Origin of the sequence: Xanthomonas sp. NCPPB 3761 (genome assembly GCF_041475705.2) — a bacterium.
Taxonomy (GTDB): domain Bacteria; phylum Pseudomonadota; class Gammaproteobacteria; order Xanthomonadales; family Xanthomonadaceae; genus Xanthomonas; species Xanthomonas phaseoli.
In genome coordinates this window covers 3,600,973-3,626,428 of sequence record NZ_CM191262.1, presented here as the reverse complement: position 1 = coordinate 3,626,428, position 25,456 = coordinate 3,600,973, and the positions used below count along the sequence as shown (strand labels likewise).

General features: G+C 63.9%; 16 protein-coding genes and 1 pseudogene. 5 read left to right on the top strand and 12 right to left on the bottom strand.

The features are described from left to right. The first annotated feature begins 51 nt into the window (after window positions 1-51). Entirely contained in the window at window positions 52-1,188 is a 1,137-nt protein-coding gene (locus ACCQ00_RS15750; RefSeq protein ID WP_039568175.1) for a hypothetical protein, read from the top strand. Window positions 1,189-1,197: 9 nt separating this feature from the next. Here the strand turns inward: ACCQ00_RS15750 and ACCQ00_RS15745 are convergent, their stop codons facing one another. The 8 genes from ACCQ00_RS15745 to ACCQ00_RS15710 all read right to left on the bottom strand — a co-directional run bounded on the left by ACCQ00_RS15745 (window position 1,198) and on the right by ACCQ00_RS15710 (window position 12,832). Beyond that, a complete protein-coding gene (locus tag ACCQ00_RS15745) occupies window positions 1,198-1,764 on the bottom strand; it encodes a hypothetical protein (protein ID WP_039584138.1) in 567 nt (188 codons plus the stop codon). 770 nt (window positions 1,765-2,534) lie between these two features. Then, window positions 2,535-3,731, bottom strand: a complete 1,197-nt coding sequence (locus ACCQ00_RS15740) for a type III PLP-dependent enzyme (protein ID WP_039568178.1) — start codon at window positions 3,729-3,731, stop codon at window positions 2,535-2,537. Beyond that, window positions 3,728-5,497 carry an IucA/IucC family protein gene (locus ACCQ00_RS15735; RefSeq protein ID WP_039568181.1) on the bottom strand — a complete coding sequence of 590 codons (1,770 nt, stop codon included), beginning with the start codon at window positions 5,495-5,497 and terminating at the stop codon, window positions 3,728-3,730. The genes ACCQ00_RS15740 and ACCQ00_RS15735 overlap by 4 nt, the downstream gene beginning before the upstream one ends. Continuing rightward, window positions 5,475-6,671, bottom strand: coding sequence for an MFS transporter (locus ACCQ00_RS15730; protein ID WP_039568183.1), 1,197 nt, complete (start codon window positions 6,669-6,671; stop codon window positions 5,475-5,477). The genes ACCQ00_RS15735 and ACCQ00_RS15730 overlap by 23 nt, the downstream gene beginning before the upstream one ends. Continuing rightward, on the bottom strand, window positions 6,668-8,470 hold the full coding sequence (locus ACCQ00_RS15725) for an IucA/IucC family protein (protein ID WP_039568185.1): 1,803 nt from the start codon (window positions 8,468-8,470) through the stop codon (window positions 6,668-6,670). The genes ACCQ00_RS15730 and ACCQ00_RS15725 overlap by 4 nt, the downstream gene beginning before the upstream one ends. Next, entirely contained in the window at window positions 8,467-9,693 is a 1,227-nt protein-coding gene (locus ACCQ00_RS15720; RefSeq protein WP_039568187.1) for an ATP-grasp domain-containing protein, read from the bottom strand. Before ACCQ00_RS15720 ends, ACCQ00_RS15725 begins: the two co-directional genes overlap by 4 nt. Before the next feature lie 235 nt (window positions 9,694-9,928). Further along, entirely contained in the window at window positions 9,929-12,070 is a 2,142-nt protein-coding gene (locus ACCQ00_RS15715; protein ID WP_039568190.1) for a TonB-dependent receptor family protein, read from the bottom strand. Beyond that, window positions 12,071-12,832, bottom strand: coding sequence for an HpcH/HpaI aldolase family protein (locus ACCQ00_RS15710; RefSeq protein ID WP_039568193.1), 762 nt, complete (start codon window positions 12,830-12,832; stop codon window positions 12,071-12,073). Between the two features lie 344 nt (window positions 12,833-13,176). Here ACCQ00_RS15710 and ACCQ00_RS15705 point away from each other — a divergent pair, with 344 nt between their 5' ends. The 3 genes from ACCQ00_RS15705 to ACCQ00_RS15695 are packed head-to-tail and all read left to right on the top strand — an operon-like array spanning window position 13,177 to window position 15,666. Then, window positions 13,177-13,755 carry a hypothetical protein gene (locus ACCQ00_RS15705; RefSeq protein WP_039568196.1) on the top strand — a complete coding sequence of 193 codons (579 nt, stop codon included), beginning with the start codon at window positions 13,177-13,179 and terminating at the stop codon, window positions 13,753-13,755. Continuing rightward, entirely contained in the window at window positions 13,752-15,068 is a 1,317-nt protein-coding gene (locus ACCQ00_RS15700) for a DUF6792 domain-containing protein (protein ID WP_039587935.1), read from the top strand. The genes ACCQ00_RS15705 and ACCQ00_RS15700 overlap by 4 nt, the downstream gene beginning before the upstream one ends. Before the next feature lie 28 nt (window positions 15,069-15,096). Beyond that, the gene (locus tag ACCQ00_RS15695; RefSeq protein WP_017156675.1) at window positions 15,097-15,666 is read left to right on the top strand and encodes a hypothetical protein; all 570 of its coding nucleotides are present in this window, start codon (window positions 15,097-15,099) and stop codon (window positions 15,664-15,666) included. Between the two features lie 138 nt (window positions 15,667-15,804). On the opposite strand, the gene ybaL is transcribed toward ACCQ00_RS15695, so the two are convergent. Beyond that, on the bottom strand, window positions 15,805-17,502 hold the full coding sequence (gene ybaL, locus ACCQ00_RS15690) for a YbaL family putative K(+) efflux transporter (protein ID WP_039568199.1): 1,698 nt from the start codon (window positions 17,500-17,502) through the stop codon (window positions 15,805-15,807). Between the two features lie 444 nt (window positions 17,503-17,946). On the opposite strand from ybaL, the pseudogene ACCQ00_RS15685 reads away from it, so the two are divergent. Continuing rightward, a pseudogene (locus ACCQ00_RS15685) lies at window positions 17,947-19,139 on the top strand (cytochrome P450). A 191-nt stretch (window positions 19,140-19,330) separates the two neighbouring features. On the opposite strand, the gene ACCQ00_RS15680 reads toward ACCQ00_RS15685, so the two are convergent. The 3 genes from ACCQ00_RS15680 to ACCQ00_RS15670 form a co-directional block, all read right to left on the bottom strand. Next, the gene (locus tag ACCQ00_RS15680; protein WP_039583671.1) at window positions 19,331-21,730 is read right to left on the bottom strand and encodes a TonB-dependent receptor plug domain-containing protein; all 2,400 of its coding nucleotides are present in this window, start codon (window positions 21,728-21,730) and stop codon (window positions 19,331-19,333) included. Between the two features lie 339 nt (window positions 21,731-22,069). Continuing rightward, window positions 22,070-24,457, bottom strand: coding sequence for a TonB-dependent receptor plug domain-containing protein (locus tag ACCQ00_RS15675; RefSeq protein WP_039568201.1), 2,388 nt, complete (start codon window positions 24,455-24,457; stop codon window positions 22,070-22,072). A 273-nt stretch (window positions 24,458-24,730) separates the two neighbouring features. Then, window positions 24,731-25,156, bottom strand: a complete 426-nt coding sequence (locus ACCQ00_RS15670; protein WP_039568204.1) for a VOC family protein — start codon at window positions 25,154-25,156, stop codon at window positions 24,731-24,733. Window positions 25,157-25,456: the final 300 nt, after the last annotated feature.

The following is a 25,456-nucleotide window of genomic DNA, read 5'->3' as shown; positions in this document are numbered from 1 at the left end:
TAAGGAACGCTCATGACACGAAAAATCACAAAACTCGTAATCGGTGCGGGCATGATGGTCATCGCAACGCAAGTCGGGGCCAGCAAGTTTCTGATCGATATGCAAGGTGCAGCCGGAAATCGTGTCAACGTCTACGCCAGTGATGCAATTATGGACCACACGCCGATCGGTGATGATCTCGCAAATCCCGACTCAAGCCGGTTCATTCAGATTGATTTGACGATGGTCTATGAAGCGGTCGACCAGCCCCTATGGTTGGAATATCAACTTCAGTTCAAATGCCCCAAGTCGCTTCGGCGCGGCCGTGACGCATCCAAGCACAAGGCTGATTCGACCGGCATATTGGACACGCCAGATTCCGTGGAATTCCGGGTGGCCAGCGGCGCGAAGACCATGAAACAGGATCCGGCGATCATTGATCTCCAGCCCACCGATTGGCAAAGCACGACCAGCTACACGATGCGACAGGCATGGAATGTAGCCTGCAACAGTGCCAGCATTGGCGATGCCGAACGAGCTGCGGCGGTCGATCATGTGGTTAAGTCCGATACATTGCGAGCGAAACTGGTAGCCGTTGGCTTGAATGGACTGGAACCGGTCCCCGACGGACTGTCGATGAGTTCGCTTGCCGATTTTACCTGGGAAACGCTGTGGTCTGACGTGCCGAAGCCCGCGATCAATCGCGGCCGCAAGCTGACGCCAGCAGAATCGGCAGCGCTCACGGCAAAATTGACCCAAATGCAGCAACAAGTAACCGAAGCGCAGGGGAAGGTGCAGGGCGAGCTGGCGACGATGGACGCCAATCTGGATTTTATTCGGGCTGCCGCTGAATACCGTGGGAAAAGGCGTTTATCGCGTAGTGAATCGCTCCTGATCCAGGTGTGGCTGGGTAAGACTGAGCAAGAGGTCGTCGCCGCGAATGGCAACCCCGCTGTCCGTCAGGCCGGGATCGCGCGGACGCTCTCTTATGGGCAGGCCTTTGACAATCGCGTCATGTGGCAGAATCTTGTAACCGGCGCGACTTACACTGGCGGCGGTTATAAAAGTTGCAACGTCCGCTATGTGCTGATCCCGGACAGCGCCGGGATGCTGAGGGTTGCCGATGTGAATATCTTCGTTGACACAAGTGGCGACACAGGAGGGATGGGTCGCGCCTGCACCGACATCTTGAACGTGCCAAACGGCTGACATCATGGTCTATTTTCGAGCCGCGCTCATGCAAGCCGAAAGCTGGCGATACGCCAGCTGCAACTGGACAACTTTTGACCGGAACACCTCTTTCCCCTGAAGCTGGATGGCGAGCTCATTACTGTCCGGCTTTTCCTCCACCGATTTCTGCACGTCGATGGTCAGCAACAACGCTCCACTGCTCTGGCCAGGCATGCTCACATGGGCGGCCTGAACATTCTGCGTAGGGTGGTTGGTAGATGACAACGTGATCGGAGCGATCTCGGGCTTTGTTGTCGGGGGGATTGCCTTGCTGATGAACCAAAGACTGCCATGACCCTTTCTCGCCATCTCAGCGTCGGCGGGACCGCGAAACGACAAGGTGGAATCTGGCGTGATGAAATTAACCGAGCAGTGGTAACCGGTGTTGACGGGTTCGCGTACCAGCACCCAATTGCCCTCAGTCCCTTTGTAGAAGGATTCGCTAAACATCGGCTTGTCTGGATCCGCGCCCCCGAGCAACTCAGGGGCGATTTGAGCAACGCAGGGACTAGTCCATGCCATGGTGACGACTAAGCCGATCAGCCAATTCTTCATCTGAAATCGTTCTCCATTCGTTGGTCATTGACATACGGTTTCGTGCAATTCTCGTCGTGACCCTATGCAAGCGGCTACGGGCCATAGCTTAGCCTTCCAGGATTGCAGTGGAGGTTCTACCCGGTTTTCACGGACACTGACAAGAAGGCCGATCCAGACCATGATGCGTAGACATGTCAAAGCCTAGGGGATTCCGTGCCGAGTTCAAGCGCGGTGCGGTTGAGCAACGGTTCCGAGCGTGCAGCTTCCAGCATCCGCTGCCATTCCCTGCGCTTGGCAGGCGGTGAGCGACGGCCTGGCCAAATCTTCCGGGAGCAGCTCGCGGCCTTCCGGGAGTGATCAGGCGATCGCCGAGGAATTAGGACCGGACCGAGCGCCGGCCAGATCTCGAGTCGAACTCAATCATGCCGCGATCTCATCCTTGGCCGGGGTCTGAGGGCGCAGGCAAGAGCCGAGCCAGAAGCCAACTGATGGATGGTGCGCCGGCAATCGCTGCCGGCCGAGGGGGAATGCTGCCTGGCGGCAGCCAAAACCGCTAGAAATTTGCAGAAGTCGCACCAAACGCGGCATGTTGCTCGTCATTGGACATGTCTGGCGGGTCATTCAGACCATCCGCAGGAGAATTGCCACTGGGCAACGATCCGCTTGGCTAACTTCCACGAAATTTATGCACAGCTACTTCGAGTCAACGCAGGAAATTGCGGCAACAGCACATCTGCCTGTGAGCCTGCTGACGTAGGCCCAAGCGTTGTTCGTCCGCAATCGGTAAGTCAATGCCCCTCCGTTAGAAACACCTTCTGCGGCGGCGGGTGCATCAGGAACTGCTGGTGCGAAATATTCCACGCATACGCGCCCGCCAGCGGAAAGGCCAGGCAATCGCCGGGCGCCAGCGCGGCGACCTGCTGATCGCGTGCCAGCACATCCTTGGGCGTGCACAACTGGCCGACCAGGGTCACCCGGGTATCGCGCAACACGGGCGCGCGCTCACCGCGCACCACACGGAACGGATGATCGTGGCCTTGCGCGGCCGGGGTACGAAAGTGATGCGTGCCACCCCGGGCGATCGCAAACCAGGCGCCGTGACTGCGTTTGAGATCGAGCACCTCCATCAGGTACCAGCCGCAGCTGGCGCTGACGTAACGGCCCGGCTCCAGGCGCAGGTGCAGGTCTGTCCCGTGTTCCCGCAGCAGGGCAGGCAGCCCGGCACAGAAGCCGGCCCAGTCGAACGACGCTTCCGGTGCCAGGTAGTCCACACCGAAGCCACCACCGGCGTTGACCCGCAGTGGCCCAAGCGCATAGGTCTGCCGCCATTGCTGCACGGTGCGCAGGTAGGCGGCCACCAGATGCAACTGCGCGGTGGCGTTGCGTTGATGCGACATCAGATGGAAATGGAAGCCTTCCAGGCGCAGCGACGGGCTCGCCCGCAGCCGCTGCATTGCTGCATCCAGATCGCACGGATCCAGACCGAACGGCGAGGGTTGCCCGCCCATCATCAAGCGCGTGCTTTGCGCGCCGGGCACGGCGATATTCATGCGCAGGAACACCGGCACGCAGCGGCCGCCGTGCGTCGCGATCGCCGCCAGCCGTTCGAGTTCGCGCAGGCTTTCCACATGCACGGTGCAGTCGGGCAGGGCGGCTGCCTGGGCGAGCTCGGCGTCGAGTTTTCCCGGCCCGCCAAACAGCAACGGTGCCCGTGGTTGCTGCGCGTGCAGCCAGGCCAGCTCGCCACCGGAGGCGGCCTCGAAGCCGTCCACATGCGCTGCCAGCGTGCGCAGGACCGGTGGCTCTGCATTGGCCTTGGCCGCGTAGAACAGTTCGCACTGCGCCGGCAACTGCGCACGCATCCAGGCCGCATGCGTGTGCAGTGCCGCCAGATCGTAGACATACGCACAGACCGGGCCCTCGCAGCGTTCGCGCAGCTGCGGCAAGGCAGCAAGCATTGCGGCGGTATCGATCTGTAGACTCACGCCGCCACCTGCCGCTGCGCCGTGATGCGGGGGATGGGATTCGGCAGTGCGGTGTAGTCGGACTGGCGGTCGGCACGCTGCCAGAGACGGGTCCCCAGATTGTTCTTGCCCGGCAGTGCTACGCCGTCGACCAGACCCTGCAACGCCGCTTGTGCGCCATGGCGTTGCTGCCAGCGCAGCGCGATCTCGCCCACGCATTGCCACAGCTGCGCTTCGAGTGCGGCATCGCCTTGGCTGAGATGAAAGATCGCCTCGGCCAGGTTGTTGACCAGCGCGCAATACGCCACCCGGTTCCAGCCCTGCTCTGGCGTGTAGTACAGCGATTGGCGTGCGCGTTCGCCGACGCCGCGCAGGCGTGTTTCCGGCCAGTGGTGGGCGAGCAGCTTGGTGCCTTCCAAATCGCGGATCCATACCCGCGTCGGCCAGCCGTCGGCAAAACCGATCACGGTGTTTTGCAGGTGCGGCTCCAGGGCGATGCCGTGCTGGAACAGCGCGCTCCAAACTCCATCCAGCAACAGCCCGGCATAAGCGCCGAACCATTGCACGGTGCAACTGTGCCGATCCCTGCGTGCACTGGTCAGCGCCTGCAGGCGTGCGGCACAGACGCTGTTGCCCTGCGCATCGCAGGTGAACAGGGCGGCCGCGACCTGCGGCTGCCAGCGCGCGCGCTGCGCGGCGGGAATGGTCTTGCGGTACAGGATGCCGAAGCTCTCGGACAGTGCACGCGCCGCCAGCGGGTTGGCGTCATGCAGGGCGCGATCCACCTGCGCCACCTCCAGCGAGGTGGCTGCCGGTTCCAGCATCACATCGAACCCCGGCACCTGCGCCGCCAGCGTGCGCCAGCTCGGCGCCAGCAGCTCGGTCAGGGCGACTGCACTTTCCAGCTCGTACCAAGCGTTCTTGCGCACGCAGTTGGTCAGCCGTACATGCACAGAGCATTTGAGGAAATATTCCAGCTGCGGGTGATACAGCGTGCGCACCGAGGAGGTGGGCCAGAGCACTTCGCCGCGTGGCCCCACCGGCTCGATCAGCCCACGCGATTGAAGCGTGCGCAACAGCGGGTCGCCGAGCAGACGCTGCGCTTCCCACGGGTGGCAGGGATAGAGCGCGTCGCTGCCACTGAGCTGCCGCAGGCTGGCGCGGACGTCGGCACCCTGGGTCCGCAGCAGGCGCGGGTCGATGCGGAACCAGAACAGCTGGAACGACGCGCGCGCCTCCGGTGCGCAGGCCAGCACCTGATCCAGATCCACACCTTCGCGGCTCTTGGGCGTCGGGTGCAGTGCATGCCCCCACAGCATCGATTGTTCGGCGTCGATCATTGCCTCGCCGGTGGCGGCGGTGAGCTGCGCCTGGCGCAACAACGCAGCGGTGACGGCCACGCTATTGGCGCTTTGCGCCAACAGCTCGGGGTTGATGGCCTGCGTGCTGGCCAAGGCTTGTAGCAGGCAGCGTGCCAGCGCTTGCGCATCCAGGCTATGCCACGGTTTGCCTGCGCTCTTGAGAAACGGCGCGGAGGCGAAGCGGCAGCGGCCCAAGCGGTCGGCATAGGCAATGCGCACGCACAGTGCACCGCTCTGGCCCAGATCGATGCGCAGCCAGCGGTGTTCGGCCACGCGCGGGCCGGGGCGATCCAGCCCGCGATAGTCGAACTGCACTGCACGCTGCGGAATTGCGAATTCGCGCAGATAGCAGTTCAACCAGCAGCTGCAGGCCTGCGCGTCGGCCATGCTGTCGTACCAGGGGTCATGCATCGTGTGCGGCGACATCGGCAGTTCTCCTCGAAGGAAAGCGCACCACAACGGTGAGCGCAGCAGCGGCCGCGGCCAGCGCGGCAGCCAGGAAAGGGGTGGCGGGGCCGGACGCCTGTGCCAACGCGCCGGCAGCGGCACCGGCGAAAACGCCGGCCCATTTGCCGCATGCATCGAAGCGGCCGAACAGGCGCCCGGCGCCATGCCCGCTGGCAATGTGCGCCAGGCTGCGGTTGAGCCCACGCAGCGCGAACAACATGCCCAGGCCGAACAACAGCCGCGCCACCGCCAGTGCGAGGGCATCGTGCAATAGCGCCTGCCACACGCAGGCCACCGCGAACAACGCCAGGCCAGGTAGCAGCCATGCCTGGCCATCGCCGCGTCGCCACCACGGCAGCACCACCAGATACACCAGGTGCGGCAGGCTGTAGAGCAGGCCGGCGAGCGCATCGTGGCCGGCACCGCGCGCGAGCGCATACGGAATGAAATACGGAAACGTCACCACCATCGCGAAGCAGAACAAGAACTGTGCGAGCAGCAGCGCCGGCCACGACGGCGCGGCAGTGGTGCGCGGCGATGCGGCAGATGAAGCAGCGTGCCTGGAAGACGTGACCGCTTTGCCGGTAGGGTGGTCTCGCGCAGCCGGCTGGTCGGCCGGCAGTCGCCACGTCAACGCAAAGGCAATCAATGGCAGCAACGCCAGTGCGCGATACAGCGATTGCGCAGGACCCAGCGCCAGTGCCAGCCCCAGCAGTGCCGGTGCACTCACCATGGCAAGGCGGGCCGAATACTGTGTCCAGTCCAGCGCACGCGCCAACGGGCCGGCCTGCGGCTGGCTGGCCAGATACGCATTTGCCGCTGCCAGCGAACCGCCACAGGTGCCTTGGACGACCAGGCCGATCACCAGCCAGCTCAGCGACGGCGCGAAGCCGGCAATCGCAAAGCCCAGCGCCAGGCCCAGTTGTGCGCGCAGCAGCGAACGCTTGCGTCCATGACGGTCTGCCCAGCGCCCCCAGCTGCTTGCCGTCAGTGCGGTGCAGAGCGTGGGCAACACATACAGCACGCCGCTCCAGCCCACGGCGGCCGCCGGCGCAAGTTCGGCCAAGACCTGCGGCAGAAACAGCGGCATGCCCAACGCCGTGAATGCCGCCAGATAATGCGCAGCCAGCACCGGACCCAGGATGCGCCTCATCGCGGCACGCCCGCTTGCCTGCGCGGCGATTGGTGCGCATCGGCGAACGCGTCGCCGAATGGATTGGGCGCGCTGTCGCCGTAGAACTTGTTGATGTCGCTGGCGCCGGTGAGGTGCCTGCTGAGCAGGCTGCCGGCGCTGAGCAAGTATTTCACCGGCAGCCGTGGCGCGGCCAACAGGCGGCGTGCGGGGCCGATATCGATGCCATCGCCCTCCAGTTGCGCCAGCGTTGCAGCGAGCTGTGCCTGCAATTGCGCATACAGCGGCGCGCGGAGTGCGGGTTGCCATTCGGCCAGGCCTTCCAGCACCGCCTGCAGATCCAGCTGCAGCACGATCGTGCAGAACATCTGCGTCAACGCCTGCGGGTGGTCTACCGCAATCCGCGCATCCTGCAGCGGGCCCAATGCATCCACCTCCGGCAGCGCCGCGCGCAATTGCGGCAGCGCAATCCGCGCAGCGTCGTTGTCCTTCATCAACAGGCGCGTGGCTTGGCCATCGGCATACACCAGCACGCTGTTCTGCTGATTGGCTTCCAGCGCGATGCCGTAACCAAGCCACAGGCGCAGATGCACGGCAAGCAGCAGTTCGGTGTAGTCGCGCCACCAGCGCAGCACATCGCCATGCGCAAAACGCTCGGCAAGATGGATCGCCATCGGGCGGCCATCGGGCATGGGCGCACACAGCGCAGCGACCGGGACAAGCGTGGCATCGTCCAGCGCTGGGTAACGCCGCACCAGATAGGCCAGATGCCGCGTCTGGCCGACATGCCCGCCGTGCGACTCGTCGACGAACACGCAGCGGCCTTGCAGCGCAGGATCCAGCGCATCGATGCGCCGCAACGCGCGCTCCATCCAGTGCCCGTCGTACAGCGTGGAGGGTTTGATCAACCGCAGGTTGAGGGCGCCCAGGGTGCGCATCGGAATGGGCAGTTTGAGATGCAGCTGTGGGTGCTGCAGCGGCACCAGCGTGCGCACCGACAGCGACGGACGCACGTCCAGCCAGGCGTTCGGTGCTCGCAGCACGTCCTCGGGCAGCGCGAAGCCCTCCTGCTCCAAGCGCTCCCACACCAGCGGATGTACCGGCCAGGGCAGATGCGTGGCGGCCAACTCGGGTGGCAGTCCCAGGCTGGCGAAATCCGGCCATAGCTCGGCCGGCGCGGCGCTGGTGCATTGCGCCAACGCCTGCGGAATCGCCAGCCAGCGCAGCGCAAAGGTCGGCGCGAATTCCGGCGCGTAGTGGCGCAGCTCGGCCGCGTCCAGCCCGGCCTTGGCGCGCGCGGTGGGATAGAACGGATGGTCGCGGTAGCTGGCCAGCTGATCGCAGCGGTAGGCACGCTCGGCGGCATCGGGGTGATGCAGCGCAGTGCGCAACGCCGGCGCCTGCGCGTGGTAGGCCTGCCGCGCCAGCCTGCGGTGCGCGGCGGCGCAGTCGGCTTCGTCGGCGTAGGCGCGATGCAGCTGTTGCGTTTGGGTATCGAGTTCTGCGCTGATGCGGTGCAGCCAGGCGTGTGCGCCACGTTCGACATGCACGCCGTCGTCGCTGCGCACAATCCAGCTGTCGCCGCAGGCACCGATGTCCTGCAGCACGCCTTGACGATGGATCGGCAGCCACAGCGTGCCGCCGGGCAGGTGGGCGATGCACCACCAGCCATGCACCGGGCTGGGGTCGGTCCACTGCGCCAGCACCTGCGCATCCGGTACCGCCGCACTGCCGCGGGTCGCAATCCCGCGCACGTCTTCGCGCAGGCAGGCATCGATGATGCGGGTGGCGATGTAGCGTTGGTCGGCCGTGCTGCTCATGCGCGCAGTTCCGTGCCATCGATGCGCCACTGCAGGCCCGCTTCGGCCTGCACCACTGCCTGTTGCAGTGTCTGCGCATCGCGTGCCAATGCGCTCAGCACGCCCAGGTAATCCTTGTTGGAATGGCTCAGGCGGATGCGCTCGCCGGGTGCGCGCATCCGCCGGTACTGCACGTCGCTGTGCGCATCGCGCTGGCGGCGGTCTTCGCTGGCGGCGACCAATTCGCCGTCGTGTTCGGCCACGTAGTAGCGCAGCAAGGCATGTGCATGGGCACCGCGGAGCGGTGGCAACGGCAGGCCCAGATGCGGTGCCAGCGCCGCGTTGAACCATTGCTTGCCAAACATCTCGTCGAGCAGGAATTCGCGCCGATCGCCGATGCTGCGGTAATTGATCTCCACCAGCACCGGGCCATCGGCGGTGAGGATGAATTCGCTATGGCACAGCCCGAAGCCGACACCGAACGCGCGCAGCTGATGCAGCGCCTGCGCGATCACCGGCGTGTCCACGTCGGCATCCCATTGCGCTTCGCATTCGACGAAATGCGGCGGCGGCGACAAACGCACCTTGAAGCCGCCGAGGGCTTGCAGGTGCTTGCCATCGCCCAGCGTTTCCAGCGTAAACAACGCGCCTTCCAGCATGCCTTCCAACAGCACGGTGCGCTGCGGATGGCGCTCCCATCCATCGTCCAGATAGGCCTGCAATTGCGCTGCATCGGCGCAGCAGCGTACATCCAGGCTGGCCACGCCCTCGCGAGGCTTGGCCACCACCGGCCATGGGATCTGTGCAGGTAACCCGGCGCCCGGGCTCAGCGTGCAAAACCACGGGCAGGGTAGCCCCTGCGCACGCAAGCGTTGGCGCATCGCCGCCTTGTTCTTGGCGGCGTAGCACACCTGCCAGTCCTTGCCCGGCAGGCCGAGCGCTGCGGCGACCAGCGCGGTGCTGGTCTGCAGGTGGTCGCTATTGCTGAACACCGCGCGTGGGGCGATGTCTGCATCGTGCAATACATCGAGGACGCCGAGCGGATTGAACACATCGCATTCGATCACCCGCTGCGGTGCATGGGCGGGGTGCTCGCGGAAATAGGCCAGGTGATCGAGCCGGTGGTCGGTCAGCAACCACACCGGCAAGCCCAGCGCGTGCGCGGCGGGCAGGAATCCTTCGGTGATGGCCGGATGGCAGACATGGGTGAGGATCACCAACGGTGCAGCGGATGTCGCAGTCATGGCAGCTCTCGTTCGACAGGACGGTGGGGAAAACCGGTACTGAAACGGGGCTGCCTAGCGCCATGGCGGCGTTGGGTGGCCTGCGATACGTCGATCGCATGCCGCGTGCTGCGGCAATGATGCGTGCCTCATGCACGCCGTTGTCTTGGCGGCGGTCAGTACGACCGCCGTTGCTTCACGCGCACCCTACGCCGTGTGCGTCGGTCGTGTGCAGCGCTTGCCAGGTGATGCAGGTTTAGAACGTGTACTCCAGTCCGGCAGTGACGGTGCGCGCAGGCGCGGCCTGGCGCCCCCAGGGACTGGTGTCCACGCCACGGAACCAGTATTGCCGGTCGAACAGGTTGTTGATCGCCAACGATGCACTGAACTTCTGTCCATCGCGTTCGAACAAGGTATGGCTCACTTGCGTGTTCCACACCATGTAGGCCGGCAATTGGCCCACCGAAGCGATGGCATTTTCCTGCACGGTGTTGGCGGCGTCGCTGAAGGCCTTGCTGAAGTAATAGCCCGAAAGCGCGACAGTGGTGTGACCGAGCGCGTAAGTGCCGCCCAGCGTGAGTTGGTTGCGCGAGGTGTAAGGCACGCGCAAGCCGCGGAATGCGCCCGATTCCTGGCTGGCATCCAGATAGGCGTAACTGGCATTGAGGGTGAGCGCACGCAGTTGCGCAGGGCTCCACTGCAGTTCCAGCTCGCCACCTTGATGGCGGGTCTTGCCCAGGTTGCGGAACACGCGGGTGGTGTTGTCGAGTTGAATCTGTTGATCGAAATCGATGAGGTAGCCTCCCAGCTGGATCCGTGTCCGCTCGTTGGGCTGATAGCGCGCACCCGCCTCGTAATTCCATGCCAGCTCGGCATCCAGGTTGTTGCCGAAGATGATCTGGGTGACCTGCGGCGCACGCATCGAGCGCTGCCCGTCTGCATAGAAGAACCACTGCGCATTTGCCTGGAAGCCCAATGTCAGCCCGGGCAGGACATCGCGGGTCTGGTTGAGCGTGCTGACGCCAGTGGCGCGATTGAAATAGCGCGAATCCAGGCGCTCGTAGCGCAGGCCCGGCGTAATCGTCACGCGCTCGTCCGGCAGCGTGATGGCGTTGCTGATGTACGCGGCCAACGCGCGGTCTTCGAACTGCCAGTCGCGCACGGTGGTGAACAGCCCATCGCTCAGGCGCAGGTTGCCCACCAGAAAATCGATGTCCTCGTGCACTGCACGTACCCCGGCAGTCCACTGGTGACGCACGCCACCGCTATCGCCCATGCTCCAGCGCAAACGCGGCTCGCTGCCGAAGATGCGGAAGTCGCGCGGCGCGGTCTGACGCAGCTGCGGCGGCAAGTCCGAGCGCCAGGTTTCGGTGGAAGCCTGGCGCATGCCGACAATGAAATTGCGACTGCTGCGCGCGCTGAAGTTGCTCCAATCCAGGCGTACGTCCTGCATCGGGCCCCAATCGCCCAGCAGCTGTTCGTAGCTCAGCGACGCACGTGTGGTGCGGCCGTTGAAGCTGTCCAGCGGGCGTGTGGACTGGCGCGGGTCGCGCCGGTAATCGTCCGGACTGAGGGCGCCGGCCAGATCCATGTCGACCAGATAACGCTGCACGCTGGCCTTGAGCAGCTTGGTGTCGTCCAGCCACCATTCGGCACGTACGCGCAGATTGCTGATGTCGGTGTCGCTATGTGCGCGCCAGTACTCGCCATAGGTGCGATTGGCATCCACCTGCATGCCGAAATGGTCGGTGAGGTACCCACCGCTGCTGAGCGCACTGTCCTGCAGGAACTGGCCCTGGCCGCCGGCGGTGATTTTGTGCGCCAGCGTCGTGCTCCATGCGCTCGGGATCTCCTTGCTGACCAGGTTGATCACCCCGCCCACGTTGTTCGGCCCGTACTGCACCGCCGCGCCGCCGCGCACGATGTCGATGCGGTCGATCTGGTTCAACCCCACCGGGAACAATGACAGGCTGGTCTGCCCATACGGCGCCAATGCCAATGGAATGCCGTCTTCGAGTACCTGTACGCGACCGCTGCGGCTTTCGTACAGGCCACGCAGCATCAGCTGTGGCAGCGCGCCGGTGCCGGTTTCATCGAAGATCTTGATACCGGGCACGCGCTGCAATGCATCGTCCAACGAACGATTGCCGCCATTGCGCAACTGCTCACGGTCGATGACCTGGCGGCTGCCGGCGTAGCGCTGCACATCGTCGGGCTTGGAGCGCCCGAGCAGGCTGCCTTGCACCTGGATCGCGTCCAGCGCACGAATCGGTGTGCCGCCCACGGTGGCGTCAGGCGCCTCGGCCGCTGGCGTATCGCTTGCGCGCGCCAGTTGCGGCAGCGTCAGCGTGCTCGCCGCGATCGCGATGGCCAAGGCGTGGAAACGGAACGTCGACATCTACGGCGTGCTCCTGCAGGCGGGAAGTGATTGGGGAACGGCAAGGCCGGCCAAATGGCCGCGCAAGGCGCGCTGGATCAGCGCGCGGTCTTCGCCGGCCAGCAGCCAGCGCAGCTCCGGCTGCTGCAGCCAGTGCGCACGTTGCGCGTCAGTACGCGGGTTGGGGCAGAACGGGACGTTTGCAGCACGGCACTGCGCATGCAATTGCAGCAGCAATTCCCACACCTGCGGGTGGGTGGGCTGCGGACCCAGACCCAGATCCAGCGCAAGATCCAGCGCGCCTTCCATCACCAGGGCCACGCCGGGGATGGCAAGAATCTCCGGCAGGGCAGCCACGCCGGCGGCGCTTTCGATCATCGGCACGATACGGATGTTCGCATTGGCCTGCGCGACGTAGGTGGGCAGATCGACATTGCCGAAACCGGTCACACGGCCGCCGGTAAGACCGCGCCGGCCCAGCGGCGGGAAGCGTGCCGCGGCGATGGCATCGCCGATCTGCGTGGCAGACTCGGTACGCGGAATCACGACCCCGCGCGCACCGGCATCCAGCACCCGGCCGATCAGCTTTTCGTCTACTTCGGGCACGCGCACCCAGGCCTCGCAGCCGGACAACTCGCAGGCGCGGATGGCATGCTCCAGCGCGTCCGGCCCACGCAACACATGCTCCAGATCGAGTACCACAAAGCCATAGCCGATGCGGCCCAGCAACTCGCAGAGCTGCACGCTTGGCAATGCATTGAGGATGCCGACTGCAACCGCCATGGAAGAGGCCGCCGAAGAAACGGGCGCTCATCCTGCACTTGATGGGAATGATTATCAAGTGTGTTTTCTGGTCTTTTTGAGTAGCCAGGGAACTTGGCCCTGTTCGTTTCGACCAGGATGTGGAGAGACTCATTCCGGTACGGTCGGTGTCCTGCAGCCCGTACTCGGTTCGATCAGCAGCACCGGCCGCGCGCCAGGGCAATGTTGTCGTTGCCCCGGAAAGGACTTAGCCTCGCGGAAACAAGGCGTTATCGGCCAACTTAACCATGTATCGCACTTCAGCCACATTGCTATGCATCTCCCTGGCGACCTTGCTGTGCGCTTGCGGAGCAAAGGAGACCACCATGCAATCCAAGGACGTGCAGGCCCGCGACGCCGATGGCGATCCGATCTACCAGAAGAACCCGCATCCCAAGCAGGCTTATCGCGTCACCATGACCATCGAGGATGCGCCAGGACCGTTTGGGGTTGTGTCAGGTACGGCGTTTTATGACATGACAAATCGCGATGAATGTGCGCCTTTCGACCCTGCGTTGGGGATGTCCACAAAGCCGAAGGAAGACGCAATACCTGTTGCTTTTCATAGGGTCGACGATACAGCTTACATGGCGATGATTTATACGGATGGCATGATCGATGCTGACTACTATGGCAAGGGGATCTGCCACTGGGAATTTGGAGGTATTGGCGTTTCCCTAATGGCGACAGGTAGTAGTGGGGAAACAGCTTTTGCGCCTAGTCTAGAAAGGAAGTATTTTGATGGGCTCAGTCAAAAAACAACTTTTTTTTGGTTGGGCGGGTATCCAAAAAGTAAGCTTGAGGGGTACGTCGACTTCGGTGAGGAACTTGCTGAGAAATACGCAGAGCCGAACCGAAGTAACTTATTTCGTATAACTCTCAGTGCGGAGAGGGTTGCCCCATGAGTCTCACCAGCCAGCAGTATGCCGCGCTGACTCGCGATGGCTACGACAGACCCGAAGATACTGGAGAGCGAAGCGCCATTGTAGACATTGGCGGTTTGCCTGTCCGACGTTTGCGATATGTGGACAGGCCGTCAGGCTACCAAGGCGTGATATACGAGAGGGTTGATACCAGGGAAATAGTGGTTGTCCACCGAGGAAGCGAGTTCGATCGTCAGCCCATCCTGGACGGCGCACTGGCCGACGGTGGAATGGTTGCAACCCGCCACAACGCACAGGTAGCGGACGCCATCGCGTTTACGCAGGGTGCCTTGAAATATGCAGAGCAGAAGCATCTCGCTACCGGGCTGGAAATACCCGATGTGACGGTTGCAGGCCACTCGCTTGGTGGTAACTTGGCGCAAGTTACTGCACATCACTTCAAGCTCAAGGGACAGACCTTCGACGCCTACGGCGCGGTCAGTCTGGATCGGCGGATCCCGGAGGGCGGAGGCGACGTAATCAATCACGTCATGGCCGGCGATGCAGTCAGTGCCGCGAGCCGGCATTACGGACAAGTCAAGGTCTATGCCACACCGCACGAGATTGCTGTCTTAAAGGCCGCTGATTACGCCAACGACCCCGATGCCTTGGATGCGCGTGATCCGGTGTCTGCGGCTGTCAGGCTGAGTGAGTCGCATCGCATGCATAACTTCTTGCCAGTCGATGGAGCCGGCAAACTGGATACCTCCGTCTTGGAAGATCCTTCAACGCAGCAGCTCGCTAGGCAGTACGCGCCGATGATCGAGAAGTATCGCGATGACGTGGAAACGCTGCGGGCGGGCGTGACGCTGTATTCGCGCGGAATTCCCGGGCTGGCCCGTGACGGGATCGATCAGCTGCGTGGTCCGGTGGAGCCGGGGACCGGGCGTCGGGAAATGGATGCGCCCAGCTGGCAGCAGCAGATGCAGCAACTTCAGCAGGACCGCGAGCGCAGCCATGCGCCACAGACCTGGCAGGTGCCGCTCAAGCAGGATGCGCAGGAAGTGCGTGCGGCGTCGCCGACACACGGCGGCAAGCCGTCCTCACTGCAGGAGGACCCCAGCGCATTTCTGGACCGCATGTTGGCCGCCGCGCAGAACGGCGATCGTGATCAGTTCCGTCAGATGACACAGGCCCTGGCCAACGAGCCGCCTGGCCGCGCCTTGCGCGCCGAGGCTGTCGAGGCGGTAAACCATCAGGAACAACAGGTGGCTCAGCAGGCGATGCAAGCGCAGCGGCAACAGGCCGAGCTGCAACAGCAAGAAACCATGCGCGTCGGTGCGCGCAGTCTGTAGTGTTATCACAAGGAAGGCAGGACGCACGATGAACACACAAGACCCGATGGAACTGGTCAGCAAGACCGCTGCCTTGATGGAGCAGTTCGAGCGTCGCTGCGCCGAACTGGAACAACTGCAACGCCGGCTTGCACAGCAGTTGGAGCACGTGGCCCAGTCGCTGCCAACCGTGGTCACCCGTTCGGCCGAGCAGACACTCCAGCGCGTGCCCGACACCTTGATTCGAAGCATCCAGCAGGGAATGGACCAACCCGTCGCCGGCTTCGAGAAGCGGCTACAGCAAGCGGGCGGTTTGATCGGCGAGGGCGCGCAGTCGCTGGCTGATCAACTCAAGCGTATCGAACGTGGGCAGCGCCTGCTGCTATGGAAAGGCGCTGCGGTTGTCCTGGGAAGCTTGCTGCTGTTGCTGGGCGGTGGTGGATGGTTGTTGGGCCAGTACCGCCAGCAGATCCGCGACACTCAGTTGCGTGCGGAGTTGCTGCGCGCCTACAACGCTGCGGACGTGACGTTGTGTGGCGGGCAGTTATGCGCCAATGTGGACACCAAGGGCGCGGCCTTTGGCGACCGTCGGCAGTATCGGCTCGTCAAGCCACGCTGAGGTCGGCGGCAACTCGGTATGCATCGCCGCGGCAACCATGATGCGGCTACGACCCGGGGGAAATCACCCTGAAATGCGTAGAGCGGCATGCGTATGCGTCTTGCCACCGGGTGGTGGTGGCGTGGACGGTCACCGGCATCACGACGCCGGCACGTTCAACGCGCGGTACGGCGGAGTGGACATCACCATTTCGGCCAGCGAATAGGCCAGTTCGCGCTCGGCCAGAACCGCGCCGTCGGCGCCATGTTCGAGCAGGTGTTTGACCTCCGCGTCGCTGTGGGCGCGCGCCAGCAGTGTCAGCGAGGGATTGATGACGCGCAGCTTGGCCAGCGCTTCGCCGGCTTCCAGCGGCTGCGGAATGGCCAGGATGGCGATCTTGGCGTGCTCCGGACGCGCTTCGGCCAGCACACGATCGGCCGCTGCGCTGCCCCGGATGCCGGGAATACCAGCGGCATGCGCCTTGGCGACGTGGTCGCCGTTGTCGTCGATCACCAGTACCGGCACGCCGCGGCTGCGCAGCAATTGCGCCAGCGAACTGCCCACGCGGCCGTAGCCGATCACGATGGCATGCCCATCGGCCGGCAGCGGCGGGCCGGGCGGTAGTTCCGGTTCCACGGCGGCGGGCGCATCCTGCGCCTGCTTGGCCTGCCAGCGGTCCAGCCACGAGAACAGGAACGGGTTGGCCACGATCGACAGCAGCGCACCGGCCAGGATCAGGTCGCGCCCGGTTTCCGGCAGGATCGCCAGTTGCACGCCCAGGCCGGCCAGGATGAAGGAGAATTCGCCAATCTGCGCCAGGCTGGTGGAAATGGTGAGCGCCGTGCCGGTGGGGTGGCCGAACGCGCGCACGATCAAAAATGCCGCCAGCGACTTGCCCACGGTAATGGTCAGGAAGGTCGCCAGAACCTGCCACGGGTGCGCGATCATGATCATCGGGTCGAACAACATGCCCACCGAGACGAAGAACAACACCGCAAATGCGTCGCGCAGCGGCAGCGAATCGTTGGCGGCCTTATGGCTGAGTTCCGATTCCTTGAGCAGCATGCCGGCGAAGAACGCGCCGAGCGCGAAGGACACACCAAACAATGTGGCCGACACGAATGCCACGCCCAGCGCGATGCCGAGCACGGCCAGGGTGAACAATTCGCGCGATCCGGTGGCCGCCACTTTTTCCAACGACCAGGGAATCACGCGCCGGCCGATGACCAACATCGCCGCGACGAACGCCACCATCTTGAGCAATGTCACGCCAAGCGCGGCCAGCAGCGAGGGCGATTGCGCATCGTGCGCTGCAGCTGGCGTTCCGGTACCGAGCACATCCGCCAGTGCCGGGAGCAACACCAATGCCAGCACCATCACCAGGTCTTCGACAATCAGCCAGCCCACCGCGATGCGGCCGCGCTGGGTGTCCAGCAAACGGCGTTCTTCCAAGGCGCGCAACAGCACCACCGTACTGGCCACCGACAGCGCCAGGCCGAACACCAGGCCGTGAATCAGCGACCAGCCCATGCTCCACGCCAGCGCCCAGCCGAGCAGGGTGGCCACCACGATCTGCGCCAATGCGCCAGGCACCGCGATCCACTTCACTTCCATCAAATCGTCGAGCGAAAAATGCAGGCCCACGCCGAACATCAGCAACATCACACCGAGCTCGGACAGCTGATTGGCGATGGTCTGGTCGGCCACGAATCCCGGCGTAAACGGCCCCACGCACACGCCGGCCAGCAGATAGCCGACCAGCGGGGAGAGCTTCACCTTCTGCGCGAGCGTGCCAAGGATGAAGGCGACCGCGAGGCCGACGGCGATGATGTCGATGAGGCTGGTGTCGTGATGCATTCCAATCCGTTGTGAGAGTGTCCGGGAGATCGTCGAGGTCGACCAGCCAACGGCACTGCGCCGGGCGTCGCCTGCGGGCATTGCGTGGTCATGGCTGGAGTCCGGCAGGGGGAACTGGACCGCAAGACAGGTCCGGTTGGCCGGACGCCCATAGTACACAGCGCATGATTAACGCGATGCGACACGCGGCGCATGCGTGCAGACGGAGACATGCGTCAGGTGCCGCGCGTAAACCGCTGTGGCCTGTGCCTACTTCTGCGAGCTGAGACGAACGGCACAAGTCCGGCACACCGACTCGACATTGACGACACTGCTTCGCGCTTGCGCAAGGACGGCGCGCGGCACGTGCAGATAATCCTGGCATCCAGTGGAGCACCTGCGTCTCTTGGCAGGCGCACGCATGCATCGCCCCTGTTTCGGGGGTGATGCCAAACGAGCCAGGCCATGCATCTCCGCGATTTGACAACACCCCAGTTCCGCCATGATCCCTATCCGACCTACGCACGCCTGCGTGAGGAAGGCCCATTGGTGCAGGTGGCAGACGGGCGGCTGATGTCGGGCCGCTACGCCGTGGTCGATCGCCTGCTAGGCGACCGACGGGTCGGTCGCGACTATCTGCAAAGCATTCGTCTGCGCTACGGCGAGGCGGCGGTGCACATGCCGCTGTTTCAGGGCATGAGCCGTATGTTCCTGCTGCTCAATCCGCCGCTGCACACGCAGTTGCGCGCACTGATGACCCAGGCCTTCGGTGCGCGGCAGATGGAGTCCATGCGTGAGGTCGCCCGCGATACCGCCGCCGGCTTGATCGATGATTTCCAGGCCAACGGCCACTGCGATCTGCTGACCGAGTTCGCGTTCCCGCTGCCGATCGCCATCATCTGCCGGATGCTGGATATCGATGCAGCCGATGTCACCGCGCTGAGTCACGCGACCAGCGCGCTGGCAAACGTCTTCGATCCGATGATGACGGCGGAAGAACTGCAGGCCACCAGCGTTGCCTACGACCAGCTGGCACGGTATTTCCACGGCGTGATCGCGCAACGTCGCAGCGATGGCGGCGACGATCTGATTGCGCGCTTCATCCAGGCCGAGGACAACGGCCGCCGCTTGAACGATGAGGAGATCGTCTCCAACGTGATCCTGCTGTTCTTTGCCGGCCACGAAACCACCTCCAACATGATCTGCAATGCGCTGGTCGCGCTGCATCGGCATCCGCAGCATTGCGCCTGCTGCAGGAAACCCCGGGCATGCTGCCCAACGCGGTACTCGAATGCATGCGCTACGACAGCTCGGTGCAGATGGCCACGCGCACCGCCTTGCAGGAGTTCCAGATCGAGGGCGTTGCGGTTCCCCAGGGCGTCCTGCTGTATCTGATGCTGGGCGCGGCCAATCACGACACCCTGCAATTCACCGACCCGCAGGTGCTGGATATCCGCCGCCAGCAGGGCCGCGCGCTGTCGTTCGGTGGCGGCATCCACCACTGCCTGGGTAACCGGCTGGCACTGATCGAAATGGAAGCCGCGCTGGCCTGCCTGCTGGCGCGTCTGCCGACGCTTCGGCTGGAGCAGCTGTACACGCTGAGCTGGAACGATCGCGTCAACCTGCGCGGTGTCGACGCGCTGCTCGCCTCCTGGTGAGCGGCGGCCAGGCGGTGAAGTGATGTGCCGGGACGGCATCGCAGCGGCAATCACGGCGCTGGCAATCGCCGCGGCAGATGCATGGCCGCGGCACACGCATCGAGAGATCCACAACGACAGACACCGCCGATCACTCGGCGGTGTTTGCGTGTGCGCGTGCGTGGATCGGCAGGTTTGCTCGAGCCGGCCGATCAGAAGCGGTAGGTCACCCGGCCGTACCAGTAGCGGCCGTTGAAGCCGAACGGAGACAACGAGGAGTACTGCAGGCCGCTGGCGCGATCATCGTAGCCGGTGGTCAGCTGTGCCTTGGTCGGATACTGGTTGGTGACATTGTCCGCGCCCACGGTGAAGGTCAGCGCCTGCCAGGTGTAGTTGGCCGCCAGATTGAGGATCCAGCGCGCCGCATAGGTCTGGTCCTGGCTGCCGTCGGCCGGATCGCCGATGCGCTTGATCGCGCCATAGCGGGTGGCATTTCCGTTGAGCGAGAAGCCGCCCAAGGTCCAGTCCGCTGCCAGCATGTACTTGGTGCGTGGCGTGGATTCGGTCAACAAGCCCTGGCTGGCGCGTCCGAAGTTCGGATTGGACAGCTCCAGGATCTTGGTCTTGTTGTAGTTGGCGCTGGCGCTCAGGTTGAGGCTGCCGCCGGCACCGAGCTCGGCCCTGTAGCTGTTGACCCAGTCCACGCCGCGCGTGCGGCTGGTAGCGCCATTGACGAAGAATTGCACCGCACCCACCTGGCCGATCGGTTGGGCGAGCTGGATCTGGTCCGAATACAGGATCTGGTCCCAAATGCGGATCTGGTACACGTCCAGCGTCGAGGTGAAGTTGGCGGTCGGCTGCCAGACGCTGCCGATCCCGTAGTTGGTGGACTTTTCCGGACTCAGCGGACGCGCGCCCAGCTGCACGGCGATCGGGTCGGAAGTGCGATAGGTGCCGACCTGGATCAGCTGCCCGTCCTGCGGCAAGGTCACCACCGAGGCGTAGTTTTGCTGTGCCAGCGAGGGCGCACGGAAGCCGTTGGAGACCGTTGCGCGCATGGAGAACGTGTCGGTGAACGCATAGCGCGCCGACAGCTTGCCCGAGCGGGTGGAACCGGCATCGCTGTAGTTCTCGTAACGCCCGGCGATACCGCCGGACAGCTTGTCGGTCAGGTCCGCTTCCAGCGCTGCATAGGCCGCGTTGCTATGGCGCCCGAACTTGCCGGCCACCGAGGGCTCCAGGCCGGAGAACACCTGCGCACCGCCAGGGTAGGGGGCTCCGGTCTCCGGGTTGATGGTGTCGGGGTCGAAGAAATACGACGCCGGCGAGCCGGCGACGATCTCGTAGCGGTCCTGGCGGTGTTCCAGGCCGAAGGCCAGATTGACCGGATAGGCCAGGCCCCAATCGAAGGACTTGTTGAAGTCGGCGTTGAGCGTGCCTTGTTCGGTTTCGAAACCGCCGGAATTGAAGTCCGTCGGCGAGCTGCCCGTGCTCCAGTACAGATTGGTGTTGATGCTGTTGAGGATGTTGAAGGTCATGTCGTTCTTGCCGTAGGTGGCCGACACGTCCCAATGCCAGTCGCTGGCCGTGGTGCCCTTGACGCCGAGCACCGCCGAGCGGTCGTTGATCGGGTTGTAGATCTGCGGCAGGAAGCCGTTGGGATACACCGCCTGCACATTGCGGTCGCTGTTGTCGTAGGCGCGGTAGTAGCCGTTGGACGTCACTTCGCGGCGGCTCACGCTCAGATGGCCATACAGCTCGACGTTGGGCGTGAAGTCATAGCCGAACGCGACCAGGCCCTGGTAGAACCTTGCATCCGGATCGCCATGACGCTGGTAGGGCACGCCGCTGGGATTGGCGGCGCCGGCAAGCGTGGTGGCGCGATTGGTGTTTTCGCTGCGGTTGGTGTCCATCGAATTCTGGTAATTCCACGACAGCCGCACCCAGCCAGGCGCGGTATCGCCGCTGGTGGCGCCGAACGCCAGGCCGACCGAGCCGTCGACGCCGTTCTGTGCGCCGTCGCCCTTGTCCATGATGCCGCCATTGACCGAAATGCTGTTGCTGCCGGCCGCGGCGCCGTGCTTGAGCACGATGTTGACCACGCCTGCGATCGCATCGGAGCCGTATTGCGCCGATGCGCCATCGCGCAGCACCTCGATGCGGGCGATCGCCGACATCGGTAGCGAGTTGAGATCGGCCGGCGCCGAACCACGACCGACATAGGGGTTGTAGTTCACCAGCGAGGAGGTGTGATAGCGCTTGCCGTCGACCAGCACCAGCACGTTGTCCGGTGACAGCCCGCGCAACGTGGCCGGACGCGCGGCGTCGTTGCCGTCGGCGATGGCCGGGCGCGGGAAGTTCAGCGACGGCAACAGCTTGCCGAGCGCGGTGGCGACGTCGGTGGCGCCGGTGGCCTGCAGCGACTCCTCGGAGATGATGTCGATCGGCGATTCGGATTCGGCCACGGTCCGGTCGCTGACGCGCGTACCGGTGACGATCAGGGTGTCGAGGGTTTTCTGCGGCTGGGTCGATTGCGACTGCGCACTGGCAGCGAAGGAACAGACGGTGAGTGTGACTGAAATCGCCAGCGAAAGTGCGTTGGAGTTGTGCATGGGCGTCAAGGCTCAAGAGGGGTGATGGACGTAGCGACGAAGCGCGGTAATACCGGGGGAATGCAACTGCGTACGGGTAATCGGCCATGCCTGCGCGCTGCATGCGTCCGCAGTGCGGAGCAGTGCGCGCGAGATGGCAGCAACCGGCAACGCGCGGTGTGGCGCCTTGCGCGCTTGCTGCGTGCATCCTTGCTGAAGCGGTGTAGCGTGCAGCGAAGAGCGTCTAACCTGGCCGCCTCACGCGTGCGAGGGCGGCCAGGGACGGTGACGTCGGCGACACGTCAAACGTGCAGTGTCGCGCGACTCAAATGCCGGTCGTGACCGACCGGCATTTGGGGGTTACCACTTGTAGTTCACGTTCGCATAGACCAGCGCGCCGTTGAAACCGAACGGCGAGGCGCTGCTGTAGGGCAGGTAGGTGCGCGTGCCCAAACCGGCTTGCTGGCGGTCCGGATATTCGTTGAGCACGTTGTCGCCACCAACGGTGAAGTTCCAGGCACCCAACTTGTAGGACGCGGCCAGATCCAGCGTCCACTTGGCCGAGTAGGTCTGGTCGCTGCCGGCGTTGGTGCCGAACGTGCTGAACTCGCCCCAGCGCGTGGCGGTGCCGGTGAACGACCAATTGCCGGGCGACCAGGTACCGCCGAGGAAGAACTTGTCGCGCGGCGTACCTTCGGTGATACGGCCGATTTCGGCGCGCCCGATGCGCACCGCACTCGGGTCGATCGCCATCAGCGCTGCGGGGTTGTCGGCGATGCGTTTGATTTCGGTCTTGTTGTAGTTGTAGCCGGAGGTCAGCTCTACGCTGCCGCCATCCAGGTTCCAGCGATAGGTGCCGACCGCATCGACGCCTTGCGTCTTGGTATCGACCGCATTGGTGAAGTAGCGCCCGCCACCGATGCCCGGGAAGCCATTGGCCTGCAGGTAGTTGCGGACCGCATTGGAGGTGAGGTTTTCAGACAGCACGATGCGGTCGTCGATATCGATGCGATACGCATCCACCGTGATGTACAGATTCTCCACCGGCTGCAATACCACGCCCAGGCCGTAATTCTTCGACTCTTCGGCCTTGAGCGGTTCGGCACCGAGCGCGATCGCGGCAGGGTTATCGGTACGGAAGGTGCCGATCTCGAACGGGATCGCGGTCACTGAGCCGTCGGGTTGTGCCACGTTGAGGAACTGGGTGGCGATCGACTGGAAGTTCTGCTGCTGCAGCGACGGTGCGCGGAAGCCGGTGGATGCCGTCGCACGCACCGCCACCTTGTCGGTAAAGGCATAGCGCAGCGACAGCTTGCCGGTGGCGGTGTCGCCGAAGTCGCTGTATTTCTCGTAGCGCCCGGCCAGCCCGGCCGAGAACTTCTCGGTCAGATCGGTTTCCAGGTCGGCGTAGAACGAATGACTGTTGCGGTTGTAGTAACCGGCATCGGAGGGCTTGAAGCCCGGAAACACCTGCGCGCCGGGAATCAACGATCCGTTGGCCGAGGGAATACCGCCGTTGGCCGAGGAGGCCGCATCGCCAGGCGATTCGTTGAATTTCTCGCCGCGCCATTCGGCACCAAAGGCCAGCGTCACCGGGTAGGCCAGGCCCCAATCCAGCGTCTTGGTAAAGTCGGCATTGAGCACGTTCTGCGTCACTTCCAGCGTACCGGCGTGGAAGTCGGTCGGGCTGGCCAGCCCCAGGCTGTTGTTCAAGCTGTTGCGCACATCGAAGGTGAGATTGTTCTGGCCGTAGTTGTAGCTCAGGTCGATGTTCAAGCCGCCTTCGGTGGATGTCTTCAAGCCGCCCACCCACGAGACATCCTTGCTGACGTTGTAGATCTGCGGCAGGAAGCCGTCCGGATAGATTTCCGGGCGGTTGCGATTATCGCCGGCAAAGCGGAAATAGCCGTTGGACAGCACTTCGCGCCGACTGACCATGCCGAACGAATAGAAGGTGAGGTAATCGGTGGGGCTGTATTCGCCATTGAACGAGCGCGCGCCCTGGTCGATGTCGGGGTCGCCGTAACGCTGCTCCACACGGCCGCCGAACGGCAACGCGCGGTTGGTCTGATCCGAGTGCCCGGCCTGTGCGGCCAGGTGCACCTTGCCCGTGCCGGCGAAGCTGAAACCGGCGTCGCCGGACAACTGATACTGCTCGCCGTCGCCAGCACTGTACTTGCCATAGCGGCCATTGATGCTGCCGCCTTCGCCGCTGCCCTTGAGCACGACATTGATCACGCCGGCGATGGCGTCCGAGCCGTATTGCGCAGACGCGCCATCGCGCAGTACTTCGATGCGCTCCACCGCGGCGATCGGAATGGTGTTGAGGTCTGCCGGCGAAGAGCCACGCCCCTGCGTATCGTTGAGATTGATCAACGCCGTGCTGTGATAGCGCTTGCCGTTGACCAGCACCAGCACCTGATCGGGCGACAGGCCGCGCAGCTGTGCCGGGCGCACTGCGTCGGAGCCGTCGGAGATGGCCGGACGCGGAAAATTGAGCGAGGGAATCGCGCGTGAGAGCGCGGTCGCCAATTCCGTGGTGCCGGTCGATTCCAGTGCCTGCGGCGAGATGATGTCGATCGGCGATGCCGATTCGGCGACCGTGCGATCGGCCACGCGCGTGCCGGTCACGATCAGGGTGTCCAATGTTTTCTGGGTCGGCGCCTGCGACTGTGCAGATGCGGTTGAAGCGGAAAACGACAGTGCAAGAACAACGGCGACTGCGAGTGGACTGGTCTTGCAATTCATGCGGTGACAACTCCGAGTGGGGAACGGATGCATCGCAGGGGCCCCCTCCCGGGCCGCGTCCATCGCGGCAGCTGCGGTGCGTTCTCAACCATTAACCACGTGTAACCACATGTCAAATTTTGGTTACGTTGCGCAAGCAACTGTCATCTGTGATGTGCTACTGGCAACGTTGTCATCGTGCACCAAAGTGATGCGGCGCTTGCACCACAGCTGCTGGGGCAGGCGCTTGCTTGCACCATAGTGGACGGCAATACCAGTTATGAAACTTGTGCATCAGAATGTGATCTGCACCGCATCCGCACTGCGCTGCGCAGCACCATGGAAGACGGCTTCGATGTTGTTGCCGTCCGGATCGAGCACAAACGCGGCGTAGTAATGCGGGTGATAGGGGCGCAGGCCGGGCAGACCATTGTCGCGACCACCATGGGCGAGCGCGGCCTGATGGAAGGCATGCACCATTGCCACATCGCGTGCCTGGAATGCCAGGTGATGGCGGCCGGTCAGCACACCTTGTGCCACCGTGTTGCGGTCGGAGACGAACAGTTCGTCGGCCCAGAAAAAGCCATCGCCTTCGCCGCCGACCGGAATGCCCAGGACGTCCAGCACAGCCTGGTAGAAGCGCCGGCTTGCCGGCAGGTCCTGCACCACCAGGTGCAGATGGTCGATCAAGCGTCCGCGTGACAGCTGCGATGTTTCCATGGAGCGTGTTCCGGCGATGATGGGAGCACAGTTGATACCACCGCAGCTGCCGGCAGTTCTTCACCTCGCAGAGATGCGGTGCGCAACGTGGCGACCAATGCGTAGCGTGCAGTGGTCAGGCGCGCGCAGGCGGCGCACACCAACCGCGGTGCACGCATGGTCGAGCCCGCGTCCGCCTGGTGCCGGCAGCGCGTTGTGTGCTGTTCCACAGAAGACCGCAGGCAACGCCTGGCCCAAACGCACACGCCCCGGGCTGGCCGGGGCGCGTAGTCGACTCTCGGTGTCGAATTGCAATGGCGG